Below are 19117 nucleotides of genomic sequence, written 5' to 3'. Positions count from 1 at the left end.
ACCCTACTCCTGCCCCCCTCCCGGCCGGGATCTACGGTGGGGACGTGACCTCCGCCACCCCGCCCCGCATCGTGGCCACCGATCTCGACGGCACCCTCCTGACCTCCGCCGGCGTCGTCTCCCCGCGCACCCGGCAGGCCCTGGGCCTGGCCCGCGCCGCCGGAGCGGAGATCGTCTTCGTGACCGCCCGCCCGCCGCGCTCCATCCACGCCATCGCCGGCCAGGCGGGCCTGACGGGCCTGGCGATCTGCAGCAACGGCGCCCTCCTGTACGACCTGGCCGCCGCGCGGATCGTGGCCAGCCGCACGATCGAGCCGCAGGCCGCCAGGAAGGTGGCCGACAGCCTGGCCGCGGCCCTGCCCGGGGCGGCCTTCGCCGTCGAGACCGGCACCGGCGTGCTCACCGAGGCCGGCTACACCAGACGGGTCGAGCACGACGTGGCGCACTACCGGGAGGTGGCCTCGGCGTGCGAGGCGGGCGAGCCGATCGTCAAGCTCCTGGTGCTCTCGCCCGCGCACACCCTCGACGAGATGTCGGCCCTGGCTGCGGCGGCCGTGGGGGAGCTGGCCGAGGTCACCCACTCCGGGGTGCCGGGGCTCCTGGAGGTCAGCGCGCTGGGCGTGACCAAGGCGGGCATGCTGGCCGAGCTGTGCCTGGCACGCGGCGTCGCGCCCGCCGAGGTGGTGGCGTTCGGCGACATGCCCAACGACCTGGCCGTGCTGGCCTTCGCCGGGGCCGGTTACGCGATGGCCAACGCCCACCCGCTGGTGCTGGCCACGGCCGGGCACCGCACGTCCTCAAACGACGAGGACGGCGTGGCCGAGGTCCTCGAACGCCTCTACGGCTGACCCGGCCGGGGTTCTCGAACGCCTCTACGGCTGACCCGGCCGACGTTCTCGAACGCCTCTTTGGCTTACCCGGCCGGGGTCCGGCGCCCGCCCGCCCCCGCGGGCGGGCGCCGGGGATCTCAGGCGTCGTCGTCCGACACCCTGGACGTGCCCTCGCACCCGGTGGGGGCGCCGCTCAGCACCGGCAGCAGGCCGCCGCAGGTGCTCACCGGGAGCGACACCGGCTCGACGATCTCGTCGTTGAAGACGACCACGTCGCCGATGAGCGGTCGCGGCCCCTGGGGAGGCGCCGCGGCCGAGGCGTACGCCGGCGCCGCCGACGCCGCCCAGCCCGCGCCGGCCAGCAGCCCCGCGCCGGCCGCCAGTGCGATCGCTAGGCGGCGGCGACCCGCTCCTGCGCGACGCCGCCGGGCTGCTGGTCCCGGTGCGCCTGCTGGACGTGCCGCCCGCCCGCCATGATGCGATCCATCACGGCCAGCGCCAGCGCCGAGACCACGAAGGTGAGATGGATCAATGTCTTCCATACGAGTTCCCTGTCGGTGATGGCCGGCCGGGCGGCGTTGATGAAGATCTGCAGGAGGTGCACCCCCGAGATCCCGATGATCGCCATGGCCAGCTTGACTTTGAGGACGTTTGCATTGACATGGGACAACCACTCCGGCTGATCGGGATGGCCGTCGATGCGCAGCCGTGAGACGAAGGTCTCGTAGCCGCCGATGATCACCATGATCAGCAGGTTCGAGACCATCACGACGTCGACGAGCCCGAGGACGATCAGCATGATCGTGGTCTCCGGGGGGTTGCCGCCGAACCCGAGTTCGACCAGGTGGGCGAGTTCGACCATGAACCGCCACACGTAGACGACCTGAGCGACGATCAGCCCGAGGTAGAGCGGCGCCTGTATCCACCGGCTGAGGAACATGACGTAGCCGATGTGCTCCAGCGTGTTCCGCGGCCGGGGAGCGGACCCGGTCTCGGCCACGGTCAACTGTGGTGGCCTCACTACGACGTGAAGATGTTGACCCGGTCGACGATGGCCTGGACATTGATGTTCCCCGGATCGTTTCGGCCCCCTGACCCGAGGGCGATTGGGGGAACGGCGGCCGCCGCCGCCAGAGCGAGGACCGCTGCGCTGGTCAGGATTCGGAACTTCAATGGGGACTCCTCGACTGCTGCTGGTCGGGCACGGGGATTGCGCTGTCGGAGCTGTCGGAGCTGTTGGAGGGGGAGGGCCGGTGGCGGGGGTGCGGCGTGGCCCGCCGCACCGCCCGCGCGGTGGCCGGCCGGTCAGGGATGCAGGCAGCCCGCCGCGGGGATCTCGGTCGGCGCCTGGGGGGCCGCCGGGTCCACCAGAGCGGCCAGGCCGGCGGCGGCCTCGGCCGCGCACGGGACCGCGGTGGCGGGATCGACGACGGCGTACGCGGGCGCCGCGAAGAGGGCGGCGGCGAGGGCCGCGGTCAGCGCGCCTCCGATGACGGCGGCGCGGCGGCGTTGGACGTCAGGCATGAGTACCTCCTGGGGATGGTGGGATCAACCACCGACTTGCTACCCAGAGTAATTACTCAGTAACGCTGCGTTAAAGAATCCTCATGAAGCAGGGGAGTTCGAGTCCGTCCAGCGGTCCTGGGCGTCCATGACGTCCTCGGCGTGGTCGTGGGCCCACACGCCGAACGCCTCGATCGGGCCGAGCAGGGAGCGGCCCAGGTCGGTCAGCGCGTACTCGACGCGGGGCGGGGCCTCGGCGTAGGCGCGGCGGGCGACCAGCCCGTTGAACTCCAGGCGGCGCAGTGTCTCCGTGAGCACCTTGGGGCTGATCCCGCCGATCTGCGCGCGCAGCTCCCCTGGACGGCAAGGGCCGTGGCGCAGCGACCAGACGACGACCGCGTTCCAGGTGTTGGCGATCAGGTCGAAGGCCAGTCTGGCCTGGCAGTCGGCGATGAACACGTAACGCCTCCGATAGGCACCGATCGGTGCGTGACGGGATTTCTAGAGTCCTTGTCCTAGTAAAGCCCTTTCGCAGCACGGAGGACGACATGAAGATCGGGATCCTGGGCGCCGGCGGCATGGCCGACGCGCTCGGCACGCAGTGGATCAGGGCCGGGCACGAGGTGACGGTCAGCGGACGCGACCCCGAGCGCGCCCGTGCCCGCGCGGAGAGCATGAACGCCCAGGCCGGCCGCCCGGGGGCGCGGTCGGGGAGCTGGGCGGAGGCGGCCGCGTCCGGCGAGGTGGTGATGGTGGGCGTCCGGGAGGCGGGGCTGGGCGACGTGCTGGCCGCCGCCGGCCCGGCACTGCGCGGCAAGCCGATCATCGACGTGACGAACGCCGCCGCCCCCGACAGGTACGACGTCACGCGTCCGCTCGCCCGCCGGATCGCCGACCTCACGGGCGGGCACGTGGTGAAGGCGTTCAACCTGTGCCACGTGGACGTGTGGCGGATGACGCCGCCCGTGTTCGACGGCCGCCCGCTGGCGGTGCCCCTGTGCGGTGACGACGTCCGGGCGCTCGACCTGGTCCGGGGCCTGGTCCGCGACCTGGGCTGCACCCCGCTGGACGGCGGCGGCCTGGACCGGGCCGTGCAGCTGGAGGCGACGGCCGCGTTCGTGATCGGGCTCTGGTTCGGCGGCGCGGACGCCCAGGCGATCCTGCCCCCGCTGGCCTCCTCGGGGGCGCACGACCCGGCGTGAGCGTACGGCCCGGCGTGAGCGTACGACGCTGGGCGTAGCGAGGATGACGACGGGCGGCGGATGCCCGGCTCCGGCGGCGGCGCGATCCTGGGGGCGTCCACCCGAGGTCGAAGGAGAGTCCAGTGGTCACCCAGGTCGTCAAGGGGAGCGGGTATCTGACCGCGTTCAAGGCCCTCGCCACGCTCAGCATGTTGTCGGTGCTCCTGCAGGCCGTCACGGCGGGGCAGCTCATGAGCGGGGCCGGCGCGGGCCTGCACGGGGCCGGGGCGGGCGCCGTCCACCTGCTCGGGCTGCTCCAGCTCGTCGCGGCCGTGCTGCTGTGGCGGCCGGGGCGCGGCGCGGGCTGGCCCGCGCTGGTCAGCCTGGGGGTCCTGCTGCTCGGGTTCCTGCAGTCGATGCTCGGCGGGTCGGGGGCGGTGGCCGCGCACGTGCCGCTGGGCATGACGATCTTCGGGCTCAGCGTGTGGCTCGTCGCCTGGGCCTGGCGCCGCTGACCTGTGCCGACCCAGTGCGCCGACCCCGTGCGCCGACCCCCTGCGCCGGCCTTCCCGGCGGGGCCGGTCGAGGGGGCGGTCAGGTCCCGGCGGGGTGGCGGGCCAGGTGGTCGGCCTGGCGCACCGGCTCGGGGAGGCGGTAGCGCGGCGTGAGCAGCAGGGTCTGGGACGTGGCGGTGTCCAGGCCGATGCGGTGGCCCTGGGAGACGTAGACCGGTTTGGTGTCCCGCCGCGTGCGCAGCGCCCTGCCCACCGTGACGCCCTCGTGGACGATCGGCGTCCAGTCCCCGCGCTCCCGGCCGGGCGGCTCGTGCTCGCCCACGAACGGCGTCTTGGCCACGCCGAGCGCGGGCAGGCCGGTCAGCACGCCGAGATGGCAGGCCAGGCCGAAACCGCGCGGGTGAGCCAGGCCGTGGCCGTCGCAGACCAGCAGGTCGGGGGTGACGGCGAGCCGTTCGAGCGCCTCCACCAGGGTGGGCAGCTCGCGGAAGGCGAACAGGCCGGGCACGTAAGGGAAGGCGGCCCGGCCGTGGGCCACCGCCCGCTCGACCGGTTCCAGCGTCGCCGCGTCCAGGACGACCACCGCCGCCGTCACCTCGTCGTCGCCGTGGTAGTGCACGTCGAGACCGGCCACCAGGGCGAAGTCCGTGGGCCCGGCGAGCTCCACGCGGCCGCGCAACCGGTCCTGGACGGCCTCGGCCTCGGCCGCGTCGGCCGGCCAGCCGTGAAGTCTGTCTACCCGCATTCCCCCCACGTTAGGGCCATTCATCCCACGCCCCGGCCACCGCCCGCCCCACCCGCCCCGCCCGCCCCGGCCCGTGGGGCACGCCGGGCCGCAGAGCGCCTCCGACTGCGAAGGCGGGCGGTCAGGCGCAGACGGACTGCGAAGGCGGTAGGTCAGGCGTGGACGATCTTGGCGAAGCGGGTCGCCACCTCGCGCCAGATCGGCGTGGAGACCGGCTCGTCGGCCACCGCGCCCGCGTAGACCTCCGCGGGGTCGAAGCCGTCGGGCGTCCACTCGCGCACGCGCGCGGGCAGCACCTCGGGATGGAACTGCACCCCCCACGCCCGCTCGCCCACCCGGAACGCCTGGTAGGGGCAGGCGCGCGTCTCGGCCAGCCACACCGCGCCGGCGGGCAGCCGGGTGACGGCGTCCCTGTGGTGCTCGATGGCGGGCACCACCGGCGGCAGGCCCTGGAACAGCGGGTCGCCTTCCGCCTCGGGCCGGATCGTGACCGGCAGGCTGCCGTTCTCCGGCGCGCCGGTGTCGCCGGTCACCTCGCCGCCGGCCACCTCGGCCAGCATCTGGCCGCCCAGGCAGATGCCGAACAGCGGCACGCCGTCCGCCAGCGCCTGGCCCACCAGCCGGCGGGCATCGGCCAGCCACGGGGCCCGGTCGTCCTCGGAGGGCAGGTAGCCGCCGCCGAGCATGATCATGGCGTCGTGCCGGTCCAGCCGGTCGGGCAGCGGGGCGCCCTCGTGCGCGAGCACCACGTCGAGCCGCAACCCGGCCTCCTCCAGCCAGTCGCCGAGCCGGCTCGGGCCGCCGCTCCTGCTGTTCTGCACGATCAGGACGTCACCCATCGATGGTCTCCACTCTCGGATGTCGGGGCTCAGGGCAGGTTCGCCGCGCGGGCGGTGTGGCGCAGCAGCAGCGCGGTCGTCACCGGGCCGACGCCGCCGGGCACCGGGGTCAGCGCGCCGGCCACCTCCGCGACCGCCGCGAAGTCGACGTCGCCGGTGAGCCCGCCGTCGTCGGTCGGGTTGGTGCCCACGTCGATGACCACCGCGCCCGGCGCGACGTGCGCGGCGCCGATCAGCCCGGCGCGGCCGACCGCGGCCACCAGCACCTCGGCCCCGGCGGTGACGGCGGCCAGGTCGCGGGTGCGCGAATGGCAGACGGTGACCGTGGCGTGCCGGTCGAGCAGCAGATGGGCCAGCGGCTTGCCGACCACGGTCGAGCGGCCGACGACCACCGCCCGCCGCCCTTCGAGCGGCACCTCGTAGTGGTCGAGCAGGGCCATGACGGCCGCCGCCGTGGCGGGCGGGAACGCGGGCAGCCCGGCGGCCAGGCGGCCGAGCGAGAGCGGGTTCGCGCCGTCGACGTCCTTGCGCGGGTCGATGGCGGCGGCCAGCTCCTGCGCCGAGGCCCCGGCGGGCAGCGGCGTCTGGAGCATGACCCCGTGGACGGCGTCGTCGGCGCTGAGCCCGGCCAGCGTCTCGTGGATCCTGCCGGGGTCGGCGCCGGCGCCGAGGTCGACGATGTCGCAGGCGACGCCGACGCCCGCGGCGGCCTTGGCGATCGAGCGGACGTACCACAGGCTGGCCTCGTCGGCCGTGGCGACCACGACGGCCAGTCTGGGCTGCGGCCCGGCGGCGGCCTCGGCCTGCGTCTGGGCCTTGATCGCGGTGGCCAGGTCGCGGCCGGTCAGCGTCCTCATCGGGCGATCTCCTCGCGTACCCCGGCGGTGATCCGGTCGGCCGTGGCGACGGCCGCCTCGACGCCCGCCAGGCGGGCCGTCAGCTCCTCGCGGACCTGCTCGTCCTTGATGCCCCGCAGGTTGACCTCGACGTTCACCCGGGCGGTGGTGAGCGCGGCGCGGGCGGCCTCGGCGGCGGCGGCGACGTCGGTGACGACGTTGCGGTTGCCGATCGGCAGCAGCAGCTCGCAGAGCTCGACCAGGCGCGTGGCGGCCGCCACCACCAGGGCCGGGGGCTCGGCCGCGCCGGCCAGGGCGCGGGCGATGGAGACGCTGCGCTCCTCGCCCTTGGGCAGCCGGTAGGCGTCGGAGACCGCGGTGAAGGCCGCCGCGTCCTCCTCGGCCAGCCGCAGCGTCCGCGCGCGGAGGGCGTCGGTCTCCTCGATCACCGCGGCGACCGTCTGGGCGTGTTCGGCGTACCGCTCGCCGGTGGTGTAGCGGGCCACCATGCCGAGCAGCGCCGCGGACTGGGCCGCGTGCAGGGCGGCGGTGGCCCCGCCGCCGGGGGCGGGCACCTTGTCGGCCAGCTCGGCCAGGAAGTCGACGATCTTCGAGTCGCGCATGGCCGCATTCTGCCAGGCCCGGCCGGGCTCACTCGCGGTGCATCGGCCTGGTGACGTCGTGCGGCGTGCCCTGCGGCAGGTACGGCGACCCCGCCGAGCCGTACTCGGAGGCGTAGGCCGACGGCCGCGCCGGGGACCGCCACCGCGACGGGAAGGCCGACACGACCAGCAGCGCCACGCCGAGGAACAGCATGACCCCGGTGTAGATCGTGGTCTGCAGGCCCGCTCCCAGGCTGCCGGTGACCAGCCCGTCGGGGAGGACGCGGAACCCGGCGCCCAGCTCCACCGCGGGCACCAGGCCGAGCGCGGTGTAGGCCAGTCCGCCGAGCAGCGAGGCGATCGGTGACAGGCGCGAGCCGGCCAGGAAGGCCAGACCGGCCCCGGCCGCCGCGATCACGGCCAGCCCGATCCAGGAGACCCTGAACCGCGTGGCCATGGTCAGGCCGAGCTCGCCGATGCCGTACATGAGGCAGGCGGCGATCAGCGGCGGAAGCAGCAGCCCCGCGACCACTCCCAGACCATGACGGGCACCGTTGGACATGATTAACCCCGTTTGTTCGGCTTGGGCACCAACCTACCCTGATCGCCGGATCAGTGCTTGATCGTGTACTTGTCGCCGTACACCTTCCAGGTCAGCGGCGGCCTGAGGTCGAGGTTGCCCTTCCTCAAGAAGACGCGCTGCATGGTGTCGACCCGGGTGGTGTCGTCGTGGGCGTCCTCGGCCTTCATCGCCGCCTTCCTGGCGTCCAGGAACGCGTTGAGGTAGGCCACCTCGTCGCCGCCGCGGGCGGGGGAGGCGGCCTTGGCCAGCGCGGCCTTCCTGATGCCGCCGAAGCTCAGCTTGTCGGAGCCGGGGCCGTGCATGACCATGGCGTCGTAGTAGGCGAACTGGCCGAGCGCCCGCAAACCGTCCTTCTTGGCCCGGCGGACGGCCGGGTCGAAGTAGACGCGGTCGCGCTCGTGGTCCTGGGCCCGACGGAAGACGGGGTCGGCCGCGGCCTTCTTCCAGTCCTTGACGAACGGCTTGCCGAGGCCCTCGTGGGAGTCGGTGCCGTTGACCCTGCGCAGCGCGGGCAGGTACTTGGCCAGCACGTTCGAGGGCTTGCGCCGGGTGTAGAGCTCGACCAGCTCCAGCATGTCGCCGGTGCCGGAGCAGAAGCCGATGATGCCCGCGGTGTAGCCGCGTTCGTCCTTGATGTCCTCGATGTAGCCGTACTGGGCCTTCCAGTCCAGCGAGGAGTTCTCCGCGCTGGACACCAGCTGCATGGCGATGTCCTTCTTGTGTGGGTTGTTGAGGTCTGCGGGGGAGACGCAGGTCACGGCAAGGGACAGCGAGAGGCATGTAGCGGTCAGCACCGCTGCAAACTAGCGCAGTGCGCGCAAAGCCGCGAGTTGCTCCGCGAACGGGACGACCTCGTCGTCAGCCCCGGCCCCGCCTTCTTCCTCAGCCGTGACCGGGCGGGGAGCACGGCCCGCCAGCAGGCCGGCCAGCTCGCCGGCGGCCCGGTCGATGCGCTCGCCGAGCCCGTCGGTGAAGGAGTCGCCGCCGCCGCCCCAGTCCTCCGAGGCGGCGTAGACGGCGGTCGGCACGACCACGGCCCGCAGGTAGGCGAACAGCGGGCGCAGCGCGTGCTCCAGCACGAGCGAGTGGCGGGCGGTGCCGCCCGTGGCGGCGATCAGCACGGGCGTGCCCGCCAGGGCCGTGTTGTCCAGGACGTCGAAGAACGACTTGAACAGCCCGCTGTAGGAGCCGCTGAAGGTCGGCGTGACCGCGATGAGCCCGTCGGCCTGCGTCACGGCCTCGACCACCTCGCGCAGCCGGGCGCCGGGGAAGCCGGTCACCAGGTTGTTGGCGATGTCCACGGCCAGGTCGCGCAGCTCGACCACGCGCACCTCGGCCGCGCCGTCCAGCCGCCGCCGGGTGGCCTCGGCCAGCCGGTCGGCGAGCAGGCGGGTGGAGGACGGCTGGGTCAGGCCGGCCGTGACGACGACGAGCTTCATGGGGGGATCTCCTTCCCTGGAGGGGTCAGACCTCGACGGCCTGGGACGTGCGGGCCTGGACCAGCGAGGCGTGCGCCGGCGCGTCCGGGACGCCGGCCGGGCGGTCCTTGGCCATCTCCTTGCGCAGCACCGGCACGACCTCCTCGCCCAGGATGTCGAGCTGCTCCAGCACGGTCTTCAGCGGCAGGCCGGCGTGGTCCATGAGGAACAGCTGGCGCTGGTAGTCGCCGAAGAACTCGCGGAACTCCATCGTCCGGTCGATGACCTGCTGCGGGCTGCCCACGGTGAGCGGGGTCTCGGCGGTGAACTCCTCCAGCGACGGCCCGTGGCCGTACACGGGGGCGTTGTCGAAGTAGGGGCGGAACTCGCGGACCGCGTCCTGGGAGTTCTTGCGCATGAACACCTGGCCGCCCAGGCCGACGATCGCCTGCTCGGGCGTGCCGTGCCCGTAGTGGGCGTAGCGCCGGCGGTAGAGGTTGATCAGGCGGATGAAGTGCTCCTTGGGCCAGAAGATGTTGTTGGCGAAGAAGCCGTCACCGTAGTAGGCGGCCTGCTCGGCGATCTCCGGGCTGCGGATCGAGCCGTGCCACACGAACGGCGGCACCCCGTCGAGCGGGCGCGGCGTGCTGGTGAACCCCTGCAGGGGGGTGCGGAAGCGGCCCTCCCAGTCGACGACGTCCTCGCGCCAGAGCTGGTGCAGCAGCGCGTAGTTCTCCACGGCCAGCGGGATGCCCTGGCGGATGTCCTGCCCGAACCACGGGTAGACCGGCCCGGTGTTGCCACGGCCCAGCATGAGGTCCACCCGGCCGTCGGCCAGGTGCTGGAGCATGGCGAAGTCCTCGGCGATCTTGACCGGGTCGTTGGTCGTGATCAACGTCGTGGCGGTGGACAGGATCAGCCGCTCGGTCCTGGCCGCGATGTAGCCGAGCATGGTGGTCGGCGAGGACGGCACGAACGGCGGGTTGTGGTGCTCGCCCGTCGCGAACACGTCGAGGCCGACCTCCTCGGCCTTGAGCGCGATCGCCACCATCGCCTTGATCCGCTCGTGCTCGGTCGGGGTCCTGCCGGTGGTGGGGTCGGTGGTCACGTCGCCCACGCTGAAGATTCCGAACTGCACTTTAGTCACCATCCATGACTGTTGAATCTTTGACAGGTACCGTAGCGTCCCGGCCTCCGCCGTTATTCCATCATCCCGGTCAGGCGCCCGCACGGGCGCGGAAGGCCGCGGCCTTGGCGCGGTTGCCGCAGCCGCGCATGTCGCACCAGCGGCGGGTGCGGCGGTGGGAGGCGTCGACGTACAGGCGGGTGCAGGGGTCGGCCTCGCACTCGCGGATCAGCTCCGCCTGCGGGCCGCCGAGCAGCTCGATCGCCGCGCGCGCCGTCGTGGACAGCGCGCCGGGCAGGCCGCCGCCGCGCCGCAGGCCGCGCTCTTCGAGCGCGACGTCCGCGGGCGGGCGCCGGGCGGTCTCGTTGAGCAGGTCGCGGTCGGCCCGGTCGTACGGGCTGCCCTCGCGGGCGGCCGTGGCCAGCCGGTAGATCGCCTCGCGCAGGGCCGACGCCCGCGCCAGGTCGTCGTCGCCGGTCTCGGGCGGCTCGTCGAGGAGCCCGGCGGCGACCGTCCAGCGGGCCAGGTCGGCGGGGGAGGCCAGCAGGTCGAGGCGCGCGCCCCGGCGGTGGCCGATGGTGCCGGCGAGGTCGAGGCCGAGGTTGCCGCTGACGAAGGTGAAGTCCACGACGCCCATGGTAACCGCGTTGACAAGTTACTTCCGGCGCTGCCAAGGTTTCTAACCACTGAATCCGGTTACTTTGGGGGCATCGTGGCGACACTCATCACCGTCGGCGGCGGGACGCGCCGGTTCGGCGCGCGGCACCGATGGGTCGTGCTGTCCGTGGGCGTCGGCGCCCAGGCCAGCTTCTCGGCCATGTTCTCCGGCATCCCGCTGACCGCGGTCTCCATGCGCTCGGGCTACCACCTGTCGCTGGGCTCGCTCGGCCTGGTCCTGTCCTGCCTGGGGCTGGGCGTGGCCGCCTCCGACATCGCGTGGGGCATGCTCACCGACCGCTGGGGCGACCGCCGCGTGCTGCTGGCCGGGCTGACCGCCACGGGCGCGCTGCTGGCGGTGATGGCCGCCGCCGTGACGCCGGCCGAGCACGCCGGGGTGGCCCTGCTGGCGGCGTGCCTGCTGGCCGCCGGGGCGCTGGGCGGCAGCGTGAACGGCGCCTCCGGGCGGGCCGTCATGACCTGGTTCGCCGACGGCGAGCGGGGGCTGGCCATGAGCGTCCGCCAGACGGCCATCCCCGTCGGCGGCGCGGTCGGGGTCGCCCTGCTGCCCTGGCTCGCCGAGCGGTACGGGTTCCGCGCCGTCTACGCCGTACCGGCGGTGTTCTGCCTGCTGGCGGCGGCGGCCACCTGGCGCTGGCTGCACGAGCCGGCGCCCGCCGCCGCGGCCGCCGCCCCGGAGCCCGGCCCCTCCCCGCTGCGCCGCTGGGACGTGTGGCGGGTGGCGCTGGCCAGCGGGCTGCTCACCGTGCCGCAGTTCGCCGTGCTGTCCTTCACCGCGATCTTCCTGCACGACGTCAAGGGGGCCGGCGCCGGCCTGGCCGCCCTCACCGTGCTCGTCGCCCAGCTCGGCGGCGGCGCGGCGCGCATCTGGACCGGCCGGCGTACCGACCGCCGCGGCGGGCGGCGCATCTGGATCCGCGCCATCGGGACGCTGTCCGGCGTCGTGATGGCCGCCGCCGCCGTGCTCACCTCGGCGCCCACCCCGCTCACCGTCGCCGCCCTGGCGATCGGCGGCCTGCTGGCCAACTCCTGGCACGGCATCGCCTACACCGAGATCGCCGCCATGGCGGGCGCGGCCAGGGCGGGCACCGCGCTCGGCCTGGAGGGCACCGCCTGCTTCGCCTCGGGCTTCGTGACCCCGCTGCTCGTCCCGGTGGTGCTCGGCCTCGCCTCGTGGGAGGCGGTGTGGGGGCTGGCCGCGCTCGCCTCGCTGCTGGCCGTGCCGCTGATCCCGGGGGCCGTGCGGCCGGTGCCGCGGGCCGCCGTCACAGGGCGTTGATCGCCGCCGGGCCGAGGATCCGCTCGGGCGCGCCGCGCTCGGCCACGGTGATCATCGCCTGGCCGATGCGCTCGGTCGTCGTCACCGCCGCCGGGAACAGCCGCCGCAGCAGCGGGTAGAGCGGCGCGGCCACGACGTAGGCCAGCCGGTACCAGCGGGTGCGCGAGGTCACGCCGTGCATCGGCTGGATGTAGCCGGGACGGAAGATGTAGGCGTGGAACGGCAGCGCGAGCAGCGCGTTCTCCGTCGCGCCCTTCACCCTGGCCCACATCGCGCGGCCGTGCGCGTCTGTGCCGGCCCCCGAGACGTAGACGAAGGTCGAGGACGGGCTGAGCCGGGCCAGCGTGGTGCCGGCCGCCAGCGTGTAGTCGTAGGTGATCCGCCGGTACTCCTGCTCGCTCATGCCCGCCGCGGACACGCCGAGGCAGAAGAAGCACGCGTCGTAGCCGGACAGCTCGCCCTCGACGGCCGACAGGTCCGACAGGTCGGCATGGAGCAGCTCGCGCAGCTTGGGGTGGACCGTCCCCGTGGGCGACCGGCCGACCGTGAGCACGGCCGTCACGCGCTCGTCGAGCAGGCACTCCCTGAGCACGCCGCGCCCGACCATGCCGGTCGCCCCGAAGATGATCACTCTCATGGTTCAGCCAGATCCCACCCGCCGCGCCGCCGCAGCACCCCCAGATAGTACGCCGCCGACACCACCGCGATCCCGGCGGTGACGTACAGGCTGGGCCGGCCGATCGCCGGGTCCAGGGCGTTGAGGTAGATCACGTACGCCAGCGCGGCCAGCGCCAGCACCGGCGCGAGCGGGAACCACGGCATCCGGTACGCCGCGTGGCCGGTCGTGCCGTTGCGCCGCCCGGCGATCGCGCCCAGGCACAGCGCCGCGTACACGGCCACGATCGAGGTGCCGGTCACCACCAGCAGGAAGCGCTCGTCGATGAAGCAGCAGGCCGCGCTGACCACGCCGGTCAGCACCGTGGCCACCCACGGGGAGCCGTACCGGGCGTGGATCGACGACAGCAGGCGGCTGACCGGCGCGGGCCAGGCGCGGTCCCGTCCGGTGCTGAACAACATGCGCGAGGTGATGAGGATGATGGCCAGCACGGCGTTGAGGATGGCCAGCGCCACGGCCAGGGAGATCACCGTGTTGGCCACGGACCCGGCGCGGGCGGTGACGAAGTACTGCATCATGTTCTCCGCGCCGAACAGGCCCTCCAGCGACGGCGCGCCCACCAGCACCGCCGTCACCGGCACCAGCTCGGCCGCCACGGTGACGCCCAGCGCCCACAGCACGGTCTTGGCGATGCTCTTCGGCGCGTCGTGCACCTCCTCGCCGAAGTAGACCGCCGAGCCGTACCCGTTGTAGGAGAAGATCGCCACTGCGGTCGCCGCGCCGATCAGGCCCAGCGAGGCGGGCACCAGCGCGCCGCCGTCCCCGGCCACCACCGGATGGGTGATCAGCTCGACCGGCGAGCGCTGCGGACTGAACAGGCCGAGCGCCGCCACGACCACCAGCGCGATCATCTCGATGGCCAGGAACACCCCGGTCACCCAGGCGTTCAGCTTGATGTCGAAGACCGCCACGACGGTGGTGAGCAGGCACGTCACGGCCGCCACCAGCGGCCCGTCCAGCCCCGGGAGGACGACCGACAGGTACGCGCCCACGCCCAGCGCGATGACGGCGATGATGAGCAGCTGCGTGATGAGGATCAGCCCGAGCACCACGAAGCCGGGCAGCCGGCCGAGCGTCCGGGCGGTGATGGCGTACTCGCCGCCGGTGAGCGGGAACGCCGAGCCCAGCTCGGCGTAGACGAAGGCCATGAACACGCCCACGACGGCGCCGGCCAGGTAGCTGAGGATCGCGCCGCTGCCGGCCTGGGAGATCACGCCGGGGGCGATGATGAAGACCGAGGACGCGGGGGTGATGGCGGACAGGGTGAGGAGGAGGGTGCCGAGGAGCTTGAGTCCCCGGTGCAGGTGTGGATGGGCGGCCGTTGATGCCACGACGCCTCCTTGGGGGGTTCCTTGAGCGAGTATCAAAGAACTATCGGGGGCGTTCGTCAAGGACGGCTTGCGTTTTTTGAAGCGCCTATGAAGAATCGCGGCCATGGCGCGACCCAGCCGGGCCCGGGAGAAGCGGGCCGAACTCGTCTCCGCCGCCCGCCGGGCGGTGCTCGAACGCGGCATCCTCGACCTGCGGCTGCGCGACGTCGCCGAGGTCGCCGGCATGTCGGCGGGGTCGGTGCTGTACTACTTCCCGAGCATGGCCGGCCTGCTGCAGGAGGTGCAGCGCGAGGCGGTCGACCGGTTCTGCGCGGCCCGCGAGGCCGCCGCCGCCCGCGAGCCCGACCTGCGGCGGCGCCTGGTCATCACCATCGGCAGCGGCCTGCCCGCCGGTCCGGGCGACGAGCTGTGCGTGCTGCTGTACGAGCTGGGGGCGCACGCCCGGCGCGACCCGGCGTACGCGGCCCAGCACATCCGGCTGTACGAGCGGCAGGTGGCCCTGTACGCCGCGATCCTGGAGGCGGGGTCGGCGACCGGCGTCTTCACGCTGACCCGGGACGCCATGACGATCGCCAGGAACCTGGTGGCGCTGGAGGACGGGCTGGGGTTGCACCTGCTGGACGCGGTGCGGCCGTTCGACACGGAGACGGCCCGCGACCTCCTCCTGTCCTACGCCACAGACGCCACCCACTGCCCCCTGACCGGCATGTGACCCCGCCCCTCTGTCCGGTCTGTCCGGGCGGCACACCCCATCCGCCCTCCCGCCTCCGGTGCGTCTACCGGCGGCCGCGACGCCGTGCGATCATCGGCCCGTGACGTCCCTCCCTGATCCCGGCACGCGCAAGTACGCCACCCTCGGGCTGACCGTGCTCTGCGCAGCGGCCCTCACCGGCTACGGACTGGTGGCCTGGAGCATCTGGCGGTTGGACTGGATGCCCACGGAGCTCCTGGCCAAGTGCGGCATCGCGGCCGCGGTGCTCCCCGGCGCCGGCCTCGCCCTCGGGTACGCGTTCACGGCACGGCGGCCCACGCCCGTACGGCTCTTCGCGGCCTCGGCGGGCGCGGCGATCGGAGCAGCGTGCCTGCTCCTGACCACTGTCGGCTACATCTGGTTCTCGATGTCGGCGAACGTGTAACCCTGGCAGCAACCCGAGGGAACATTCGTCCAATCCCCCGGCGCGGGACGGCCGCCACAGTGGCCTCATGACCAGTTCCCACGGCGACACCACCGAGAGCACGATCCTCTCCCTTGACGACGGCGACCTCCACGTCTGCCAGGACGGCCCCCGCGACGCCCCCGCCCTTCTCCTCATCCACGGCTCGGCGTCCTCGGCCCGCTCCTGGGACCAGATGGTCCCGCTGCTCACGGGCTCCCATCGCGTCATCCGGATCGACCTGCTCGGCCACGGCCGCTCCGCCAAACCGGACGACCGCGGCTACACCACCCCCGACCAGGCACGCCGGGTCGGCGAGGCGCTGGACCGGCTCGGCGTGCGGGAGGCCGTGGTCGCGGGCCACTCCAGCGGCGGCGCGGTCGCCACCGCCCTGGCCGAACAGCGTCCCGGCCTGGTGACGGCGCTCGTCCTCATCAACACCGGGCCTGACCTGGACGCCTTCATCGCCCCGGCGTCGGCCGCGTTCGCCCCCTCGCAGTGGCCGCCGACCGACGAGCAGATCCGCCTGTTCGCGAGCCCGGGCTTCAGCCGTCCCGGCTACCAGCCCCCGGACGAGCTGCTGGACGAGGTGCGATGCATGACCCTCCACACGCTCGCCGCGACCATGCAGGGCACTCGCGACTACCTGCACGAACGGCCGCTCCCTGACCGGCTGGCGCCCCTGGGCAAGCCGCTGCTGGTGATCTTCGGCGCGGACGACCGCCGGTGGCGCTCCTCGTCCGCGTCCGGCTATCGCGTCGTGCCGGGGGCCGAGATCGCGCTCCTGCCCGGCCTCGGCCACACCCCCATCCTGGAGGACCCCCAGCAGACCGCCATCCCCCTCCTCGCCTTCACCACAACCCACCCCGAACAGCCACACTGAGCCCGCCGTACCCGCAAGCGGCCTAGCCAGGAAGCCGCCCGCTCGGGAGGCTGCCCGGTCGGGAAGTGGCCGGGCCAGGGGGGGCGGGGGTGGGGTCACCGGGCTGTGCGCCAGCTCTGTTCCTCCACCAGCTCCTGACTTCGCCAGCCGACGGAAGTACGCCGCATGCGGTGGTGGTACCAGCCGCCGCCGTGCAGGAACCCCTTGGCGTCGGCCGCGGCCATGTCGCGCGTCGGGGCGAGGGTGTCGGTGAACGGCGCGCTGACCCGCGCCTCGTCCCCGGTGAGGACGATCCGCGGGGCCCCGATCAGGTGCAGGCGTCCGGGCCAGTGCGGCAGCACCTCGGCGAGCCAGCTCTTGACCTCCGCCAGCCCGCCCCTGATCCCGCCCGCGGACCGGTAGTCGATGACCGCCTCCGGGCTGAACACCTCGTCGAGCAGGTCCCACTCGCCGGAGTCGACGGCCCGCGAGTACCGGGCCAGCAGGTCGGTGATCTCCAGACGGTCGGCGATCTCCTGAACGTCCATGCCCCTGATCGAACCAAACGCTTGCTACAAGCGCCAGGCCCCGCGCCCGGGGAGGGGCCGGAAAGGCCGCGAAAAAGCGTCAGCCAGGCCGGCGACCCGCCGACCTGGCTGATGAGAGATGGTGGACGATACTGGGATTGAACCAGTGACCTCTTCCGTGTCAGGGAAGCGCTCTCCCGCTGAGCTAATCGTCCTTCGTAGAGGTGGCGACGGGATTTGAACCCGTGTGGACGGCTTTGCAGGCCGCTGCCTCGCCTCTCGGCCACGCCACCGAGCCGGAAGCTCCGAGCGGAAGACGGGATTCGAACCCGCGACCCTCACCTTGGCAAGGTGATGCTCTACCACTGAGCCACTTCCGCGTGCGCCCCGCGCGTGCCGGGCGACGAGAGAACTCTAGCGAATCCTCGCCGAGTCCCCAAACCGGAGCGCTTCCGCGCAGGTCGTCCCAGGTGCGGCCCGGCCGCGCCCACCGCCCCGGGGCGGGACCCGGGGCGGAGGCGCAAGGAGGGCACGGCCCGGTCAGCGGCCCAGTTGCATGCCCGCCGGATGCGGCCCCTCCGTCTCAAGCCGGTACTCCCGCCCCGACACCGCCCGGTTGTCGTCGATGACCCGCTCCGACGGCGGCTTCTCCCCGCCCAGGACCGCTTCCTGCATGCGCGTGAAGCGCTCGTGGGCCTCCTGGACGTACCCGGTGCCGAGCGTGGTGCAGTCGATCTGGGTGGCCAGCAGCTCCCGCAGGTACGCCTTGTTCGGCTCGAACGTCACCGGCGGCGGCAGCTCGGGAGCCAGCACCTGGTCGGGATCCCGCCCGTCGAACCGCTTGAACAGCTCGCAGGCCAGCCGCAGGTGCTCGATCTCCATGTTCAGGTGCAGCTCCCAGACGGCCTTCACCCTGGGGTCGGACTCGGTCTCCATGAACGAGTGGTAGAGGTAGCACTCGTTGTACTCGTGGTTGAGCAGCATCTCCCACCAGCTCTCGCCCGGGTCGACCAGCGACTCGTAGTGGGTGACGTGCTCCTCCTCCACCATGGCGATCTCCTGGTAGAGCTGCCGGGCGATCGGCTCCATCGCCAGCGGCCCGACGTTCATGTAGAAGTTCATGGTCTGCTGCTCGGCCGCCATGACGGTCAGGGCGTGCAGTTTCGACAGCGGCTCGGTGCGGTGCCGGTCGTACGGCTCGCGCACGTTGTCGACCGGGTCCCGGTGGTGCAGGTACGTCGGCCGCCCCGGCATGACCTCGGTGACCCCGTCCACGATCTTCTCGGCCTTGCGGTGCTCGATCATCTCGTAGAGGTTGGCGTACCGGTAGAGGTGGTCGAAGTCCTCCAGCACCCCGAACTGGTACGCCTGCGTCAGGTACGGGTCGGGCTCCATGCGCGCCACCCACGCCGTCAGGTCCACCGCGACCTGCTCGTAGGCGATGGTGGTCTCCAGCACCGACGCGACGCCGGGCAGCAGCCAGTTGACCGCCTTCTGCTGCTGCGCCTCGATGTGGCGCACCCGGGCGAGCTGCCGCTTCAGCTCCAGGTCGGTGCAGTGGCGGGCGAGCTGGTGGCTGAACAGGATCGCCTCGGTCTCGATGCCGTTCATCGTGATGATCCGGCAGCGGGTGTACGGGTCGGCGTGGTCGGGATCGATGGGCGAGACGTCGAGCTCCCGCCAGTCGCGCAGCTGCTCGTCCAGCGGGATGCCCCGCTCCTGAAGTGGGTCGAAGGCCATGTCGCTGCGCCTACCCGCGGCCTGGTGGGGCAACCTCCGCGTTGCGTCGCCGAACGATCCGCGTTCGGTAAGGAGGCGCGTGCCCGACCGGCGCCCGGGTAGGCCGCTGGGCGTGGCTGAACACGATGTCATCGACGTGCTGATGGCCCAGCACGGCCAGATCAGGGACCTGTTCGACGAGGTGGAGCAGGCGCCGCCGGAACGGGTGGAGGAGGCGTTCGAGCGGCTGATCCGCCTGCTGGCCGTGCACGAGACCGCCGAGGAGGAGATCGTCCACCCCTACGCGCGCAGGAAGGTGGACGGCGGCCCCGGCGTGGTGGCCGACCGGCTGGCCGAGGAGAACCGGGCCAAGCGGCTGCTCGTCGAGATCGACCGGGCGGGCGTGGACGACCCGGCGTTCTGGGAGAAACTGGCCGAGCTGCGCACGGCGGTCACCATGCACGCCCGCAGCGAGGAGCGCTACGAGTTCGCCCAGCTGCGCAACAGCACCTCCGTCGTGGAACGCCGGGCCATGGCGGCGGCGGTGCGGGCGGCCGAGGCGGTCGGGCCGCTGCGGCCGCGTCCCGGCGTGGAGTCGGCGACGAAGAACGTGCTGATCGGCACGCCCCTCGCGCTGATGGACCGGGCCCGCGAGATCATCAGGAAGGCCCTGGGGAGCGGCTGACACTTCGTTCCCGGACGAAATGTCGGTG

General features: G+C 72.9%; 25 protein-coding genes and 3 tRNA genes. 8 read left to right on the top strand and 20 right to left on the bottom strand.

The window, feature by feature from the left end; all coding sequences use genetic code 11:
* The first annotated feature begins 44 nt into the window (after nucleotides 1-44).
* A complete protein-coding gene (locus tag ACIBK9_RS47685) occupies nucleotides 45-848 on the top strand; it encodes an HAD hydrolase family protein (protein ID WP_358285551.1) in 804 nt (267 codons plus the stop codon).
* A 119-nt stretch (nucleotides 849-967) separates the two neighbouring features.
* On the opposite strand, the gene ACIBK9_RS47680 is transcribed toward ACIBK9_RS47685, so the two are convergent.
* The 4 genes from ACIBK9_RS47680 to ACIBK9_RS47665 all read right to left on the bottom strand — a co-directional run bounded on the left by ACIBK9_RS47680 (nucleotide 968) and on the right by ACIBK9_RS47665 (nucleotide 2792).
* A complete protein-coding gene (locus ACIBK9_RS47680) occupies nucleotides 968-1102 on the bottom strand; it encodes a hypothetical protein (protein ID WP_352361246.1) in 135 nt (44 codons plus the stop codon).
* Nucleotides 1103-1221: 119 nt separating this feature from the next.
* Nucleotides 1222-1830, bottom strand: coding sequence for a TIGR00645 family protein (locus ACIBK9_RS47675; protein WP_397165783.1), 609 nt, complete (start codon nucleotides 1828-1830; stop codon nucleotides 1222-1224).
* A 305-nt stretch (nucleotides 1831-2135) separates the two neighbouring features.
* Entirely contained in the window at nucleotides 2136-2354 is a 219-nt protein-coding gene (locus ACIBK9_RS47670) for a hypothetical protein (protein WP_358285553.1), read from the bottom strand.
* An 81-nt stretch (nucleotides 2355-2435) separates the two neighbouring features.
* Nucleotides 2436-2792, bottom strand: a complete 357-nt coding sequence (locus tag ACIBK9_RS47665; RefSeq protein WP_397165782.1) for a winged helix-turn-helix transcriptional regulator — start codon at nucleotides 2790-2792, stop codon at nucleotides 2436-2438.
* A gap of 89 nt (nucleotides 2793-2881) precedes the next feature.
* Between ACIBK9_RS47665 and ACIBK9_RS47660 the strand changes: the two genes are divergently transcribed.
* Both ACIBK9_RS47660 and ACIBK9_RS47655 read left to right on the top strand, forming a co-directional pair.
* Nucleotides 2882-3535, top strand: coding sequence for an NADPH-dependent F420 reductase (locus tag ACIBK9_RS47660; RefSeq protein WP_397165781.1), 654 nt, complete (start codon nucleotides 2882-2884; stop codon nucleotides 3533-3535).
* A gap of 122 nt (nucleotides 3536-3657) precedes the next feature.
* The gene (locus ACIBK9_RS47655; protein ID WP_358285557.1) at nucleotides 3658-4029 is read left to right on the top strand and encodes a hypothetical protein; all 372 of its coding nucleotides are present in this window, start codon (nucleotides 3658-3660) and stop codon (nucleotides 4027-4029) included.
* Between the two features lie 79 nt (nucleotides 4030-4108).
* On the opposite strand, the gene ACIBK9_RS47650 is transcribed toward ACIBK9_RS47655, so the two are convergent.
* The 9 genes from ACIBK9_RS47650 to ACIBK9_RS47610 form a co-directional block, all read right to left on the bottom strand.
* A complete protein-coding gene (locus tag ACIBK9_RS47650) occupies nucleotides 4109-4774 on the bottom strand; it encodes an endonuclease V (protein ID WP_397165780.1) in 666 nt (221 codons plus the stop codon).
* Between the two features lie 152 nt (nucleotides 4775-4926).
* Nucleotides 4927-5613: a type 1 glutamine amidotransferase gene (locus ACIBK9_RS47645; RefSeq protein ID WP_397165778.1), complete on the bottom strand. Its 687-nt coding sequence runs from the start codon at nucleotides 5611-5613 to the stop codon at nucleotides 4927-4929.
* 29 nt (nucleotides 5614-5642) lie between these two features.
* On the bottom strand, nucleotides 5643-6470 hold the full coding sequence (locus tag ACIBK9_RS47640) for a bifunctional 5,10-methylenetetrahydrofolate dehydrogenase/5,10-methenyltetrahydrofolate cyclohydrolase (RefSeq protein ID WP_397165776.1): 828 nt from the start codon (nucleotides 6468-6470) through the stop codon (nucleotides 5643-5645).
* Nucleotides 6467-7072 (bottom strand): cyclodeaminase/cyclohydrolase family protein, encoded by a 606-nt coding sequence (locus ACIBK9_RS47635; RefSeq protein WP_358285565.1) that lies wholly within the window; start codon nucleotides 7070-7072, stop codon nucleotides 6467-6469. Before ACIBK9_RS47635 ends, ACIBK9_RS47640 begins: the two co-directional genes overlap by 4 nt.
* Nucleotides 7073-7100: 28 nt before the next feature.
* Nucleotides 7101-7613 carry a hypothetical protein gene (locus ACIBK9_RS47630; RefSeq protein ID WP_358285567.1) on the bottom strand — a complete coding sequence of 171 codons (513 nt, stop codon included), beginning with the start codon at nucleotides 7611-7613 and terminating at the stop codon, nucleotides 7101-7103.
* 50 nt (nucleotides 7614-7663) lie between these two features.
* Nucleotides 7664-8428 (bottom strand): chitosanase, encoded by a 765-nt coding sequence (locus ACIBK9_RS47625; RefSeq protein ID WP_397165774.1) that lies wholly within the window; start codon nucleotides 8426-8428, stop codon nucleotides 7664-7666.
* A 9-nt stretch (nucleotides 8429-8437) separates the two neighbouring features.
* Nucleotides 8438-9073 (bottom strand): FMN reductase, encoded by a 636-nt coding sequence (locus ACIBK9_RS47620; RefSeq protein ID WP_397165772.1) that lies wholly within the window; start codon nucleotides 9071-9073, stop codon nucleotides 8438-8440.
* Nucleotides 9074-9098: 25 nt separating this feature from the next.
* Nucleotides 9099-10190: an LLM class flavin-dependent oxidoreductase gene (locus ACIBK9_RS47615; RefSeq protein WP_397165770.1), complete on the bottom strand. Its 1092-nt coding sequence runs from the start codon at nucleotides 10188-10190 to the stop codon at nucleotides 9099-9101.
* Nucleotides 10191-10269: 79 nt separating this feature from the next.
* On the bottom strand, nucleotides 10270-10806 hold the full coding sequence (locus ACIBK9_RS47610) for a CGNR zinc finger domain-containing protein (RefSeq protein ID WP_397165768.1): 537 nt from the start codon (nucleotides 10804-10806) through the stop codon (nucleotides 10270-10272).
* Nucleotides 10807-10890: 84 nt separating this feature from the next.
* On the opposite strand from ACIBK9_RS47610, the gene ACIBK9_RS47605 reads away from it, so the two are divergent.
* Entirely contained in the window at nucleotides 10891-12135 is a 1245-nt protein-coding gene (locus ACIBK9_RS47605) for an MFS transporter (protein ID WP_397165766.1), read from the top strand.
* Here the strand turns inward: ACIBK9_RS47605 and ACIBK9_RS47600 are convergent.
* Nucleotides 12122-12772: an NAD-dependent epimerase/dehydratase family protein gene (locus ACIBK9_RS47600; RefSeq protein ID WP_397165764.1), complete on the bottom strand. Its 651-nt coding sequence runs from the start codon at nucleotides 12770-12772 to the stop codon at nucleotides 12122-12124. The two genes, ACIBK9_RS47605 and ACIBK9_RS47600, sit on opposite strands and share 14 nt — an antisense overlap.
* On the bottom strand, nucleotides 12769-14142 hold the full coding sequence (locus tag ACIBK9_RS47595; protein ID WP_397165763.1) for an APC family permease: 1374 nt from the start codon (nucleotides 14140-14142) through the stop codon (nucleotides 12769-12771). The genes ACIBK9_RS47600 and ACIBK9_RS47595 overlap by 4 nt, the downstream gene beginning before the upstream one ends.
* Before the next feature lie 103 nt (nucleotides 14143-14245).
* Here ACIBK9_RS47595 and ACIBK9_RS47590 point away from each other — a divergent pair, with 103 nt between their 5' ends.
* The 3 genes from ACIBK9_RS47590 (at nucleotide 14246) to ACIBK9_RS47580 (ending at nucleotide 16179) form a co-directional block, all read left to right on the top strand.
* Nucleotides 14246-14854: a TetR/AcrR family transcriptional regulator gene (locus tag ACIBK9_RS47590; RefSeq protein ID WP_397165762.1), complete on the top strand. Its 609-nt coding sequence runs from the start codon at nucleotides 14246-14248 to the stop codon at nucleotides 14852-14854.
* A gap of 100 nt (nucleotides 14855-14954) precedes the next feature.
* Nucleotides 14955-15278: a hypothetical protein gene (locus tag ACIBK9_RS47585; protein WP_397165760.1), complete on the top strand. Its 324-nt coding sequence runs from the start codon at nucleotides 14955-14957 to the stop codon at nucleotides 15276-15278.
* A 67-nt stretch (nucleotides 15279-15345) separates the two neighbouring features.
* Nucleotides 15346-16179, top strand: coding sequence for an alpha/beta fold hydrolase (locus ACIBK9_RS47580; RefSeq protein ID WP_397165758.1), 834 nt, complete (start codon nucleotides 15346-15348; stop codon nucleotides 16177-16179).
* Nucleotides 16180-16274: 95 nt separating this feature from the next.
* Here ACIBK9_RS47580 and ACIBK9_RS47575 read toward each other — a convergent pair whose 3' ends face one another.
* The 5 genes from ACIBK9_RS47575 to ACIBK9_RS47555 form a co-directional block, all read right to left on the bottom strand.
* Nucleotides 16275-16706 (bottom strand): nuclear transport factor 2 family protein, encoded by a 432-nt coding sequence (locus ACIBK9_RS47575; RefSeq protein ID WP_397165757.1) that lies wholly within the window; start codon nucleotides 16704-16706, stop codon nucleotides 16275-16277.
* A gap of 119 nt (nucleotides 16707-16825) precedes the next feature.
* A tRNA-Val gene (locus ACIBK9_RS47570) sits at nucleotides 16826-16900 on the bottom strand.
* Nucleotides 16901-16907: 7 nt separating this feature from the next.
* Nucleotides 16908-16978 (bottom strand) — tRNA-Cys (locus tag ACIBK9_RS47565).
* A gap of 15 nt (nucleotides 16979-16993) precedes the next feature.
* Nucleotides 16994-17065, bottom strand: a tRNA-Gly gene (locus ACIBK9_RS47560).
* A 160-nt stretch (nucleotides 17066-17225) separates the two neighbouring features.
* Nucleotides 17226-18425, bottom strand: coding sequence for a hypothetical protein (locus ACIBK9_RS47555; protein WP_397165755.1), 1200 nt, complete (start codon nucleotides 18423-18425; stop codon nucleotides 17226-17228).
* Nucleotides 18426-18537: 112 nt separating this feature from the next.
* On the opposite strand from ACIBK9_RS47555, the gene ACIBK9_RS47550 reads away from it, so the two are divergent.
* Nucleotides 18538-19089 (top strand): hemerythrin domain-containing protein, encoded by a 552-nt coding sequence (locus ACIBK9_RS47550; RefSeq protein ID WP_352331522.1) that lies wholly within the window; start codon nucleotides 18538-18540, stop codon nucleotides 19087-19089.
* Nucleotides 19090-19117: the final 28 nt, after the last annotated feature.

Source organism: Nonomuraea sp. NPDC050227 (genome assembly GCF_044459705.1).
Classification (GTDB): domain Bacteria; phylum Actinomycetota; class Actinomycetes; order Streptosporangiales; family Streptosporangiaceae; genus Nonomuraea.
The sequence above is the reverse complement of the archived record's forward strand: the minus strand, read 5'-3'. Positions and strand labels throughout refer to the sequence as shown.

Coding starts and splice junctions, on each gene's coding strand:
- ACIBK9_RS47575 (WP_397165757.1), bottom strand. CDS start 16,706: ATGGACGTTCAGGAGATCGCCGACCGTCTGGAGATCACCGACCTGCTG.
- ACIBK9_RS47660 (WP_397165781.1), top strand. CDS start 2,882: ATGAAGATCGGGATCCTGGGCGCCGGCGGCATGGCCGACGCGCTCGGC.
- ACIBK9_RS47640 (WP_397165776.1), bottom strand. CDS start 6,470: ATGAGGACGCTGACCGGCCGCGACCTGGCCACCGCGATCAAGGCCCAG.
- ACIBK9_RS47600 (WP_397165764.1), bottom strand. CDS start 12,772: ATGAGAGTGATCATCTTCGGGGCGACCGGCATGGTCGGGCGCGGCGTG.
- ACIBK9_RS47620 (WP_397165772.1), bottom strand. CDS start 9,073: ATGAAGCTCGTCGTCGTCACGGCCGGCCTGACCCAGCCGTCCTCCACC.
- ACIBK9_RS47580 (WP_397165758.1), top strand. CDS start 15,346: ATGACCAGTTCCCACGGCGACACCACCGAGAGCACGATCCTCTCCCTT.
- ACIBK9_RS47590 (WP_397165762.1), top strand. CDS start 14,246: ATGGCGCGACCCAGCCGGGCCCGGGAGAAGCGGGCCGAACTCGTCTCC.
- ACIBK9_RS47635 (WP_358285565.1), bottom strand. CDS start 7,072: ATGCGCGACTCGAAGATCGTCGACTTCCTGGCCGAGCTGGCCGACAAG.
- ACIBK9_RS47555 (WP_397165755.1), bottom strand. CDS start 18,425: ATGGCCTTCGACCCACTTCAGGAGCGGGGCATCCCGCTGGACGAGCAG.
- ACIBK9_RS47645 (WP_397165778.1), bottom strand. CDS start 5,613: ATGGGTGACGTCCTGATCGTGCAGAACAGCAGGAGCGGCGGCCCGAGC.
- ACIBK9_RS47670 (WP_358285553.1), bottom strand. CDS start 2,354: ATGCCTGACGTCCAACGCCGCCGCGCCGCCGTCATCGGAGGCGCGCTG.
- ACIBK9_RS47630 (WP_358285567.1), bottom strand. CDS start 7,613: ATGTCCAACGGTGCCCGTCATGGTCTGGGAGTGGTCGCGGGGCTGCTG.
- ACIBK9_RS47650 (WP_397165780.1), bottom strand. CDS start 4,774: ATGCGGGTAGACAGACTTCACGGCTGGCCGGCCGACGCGGCCGAGGCC.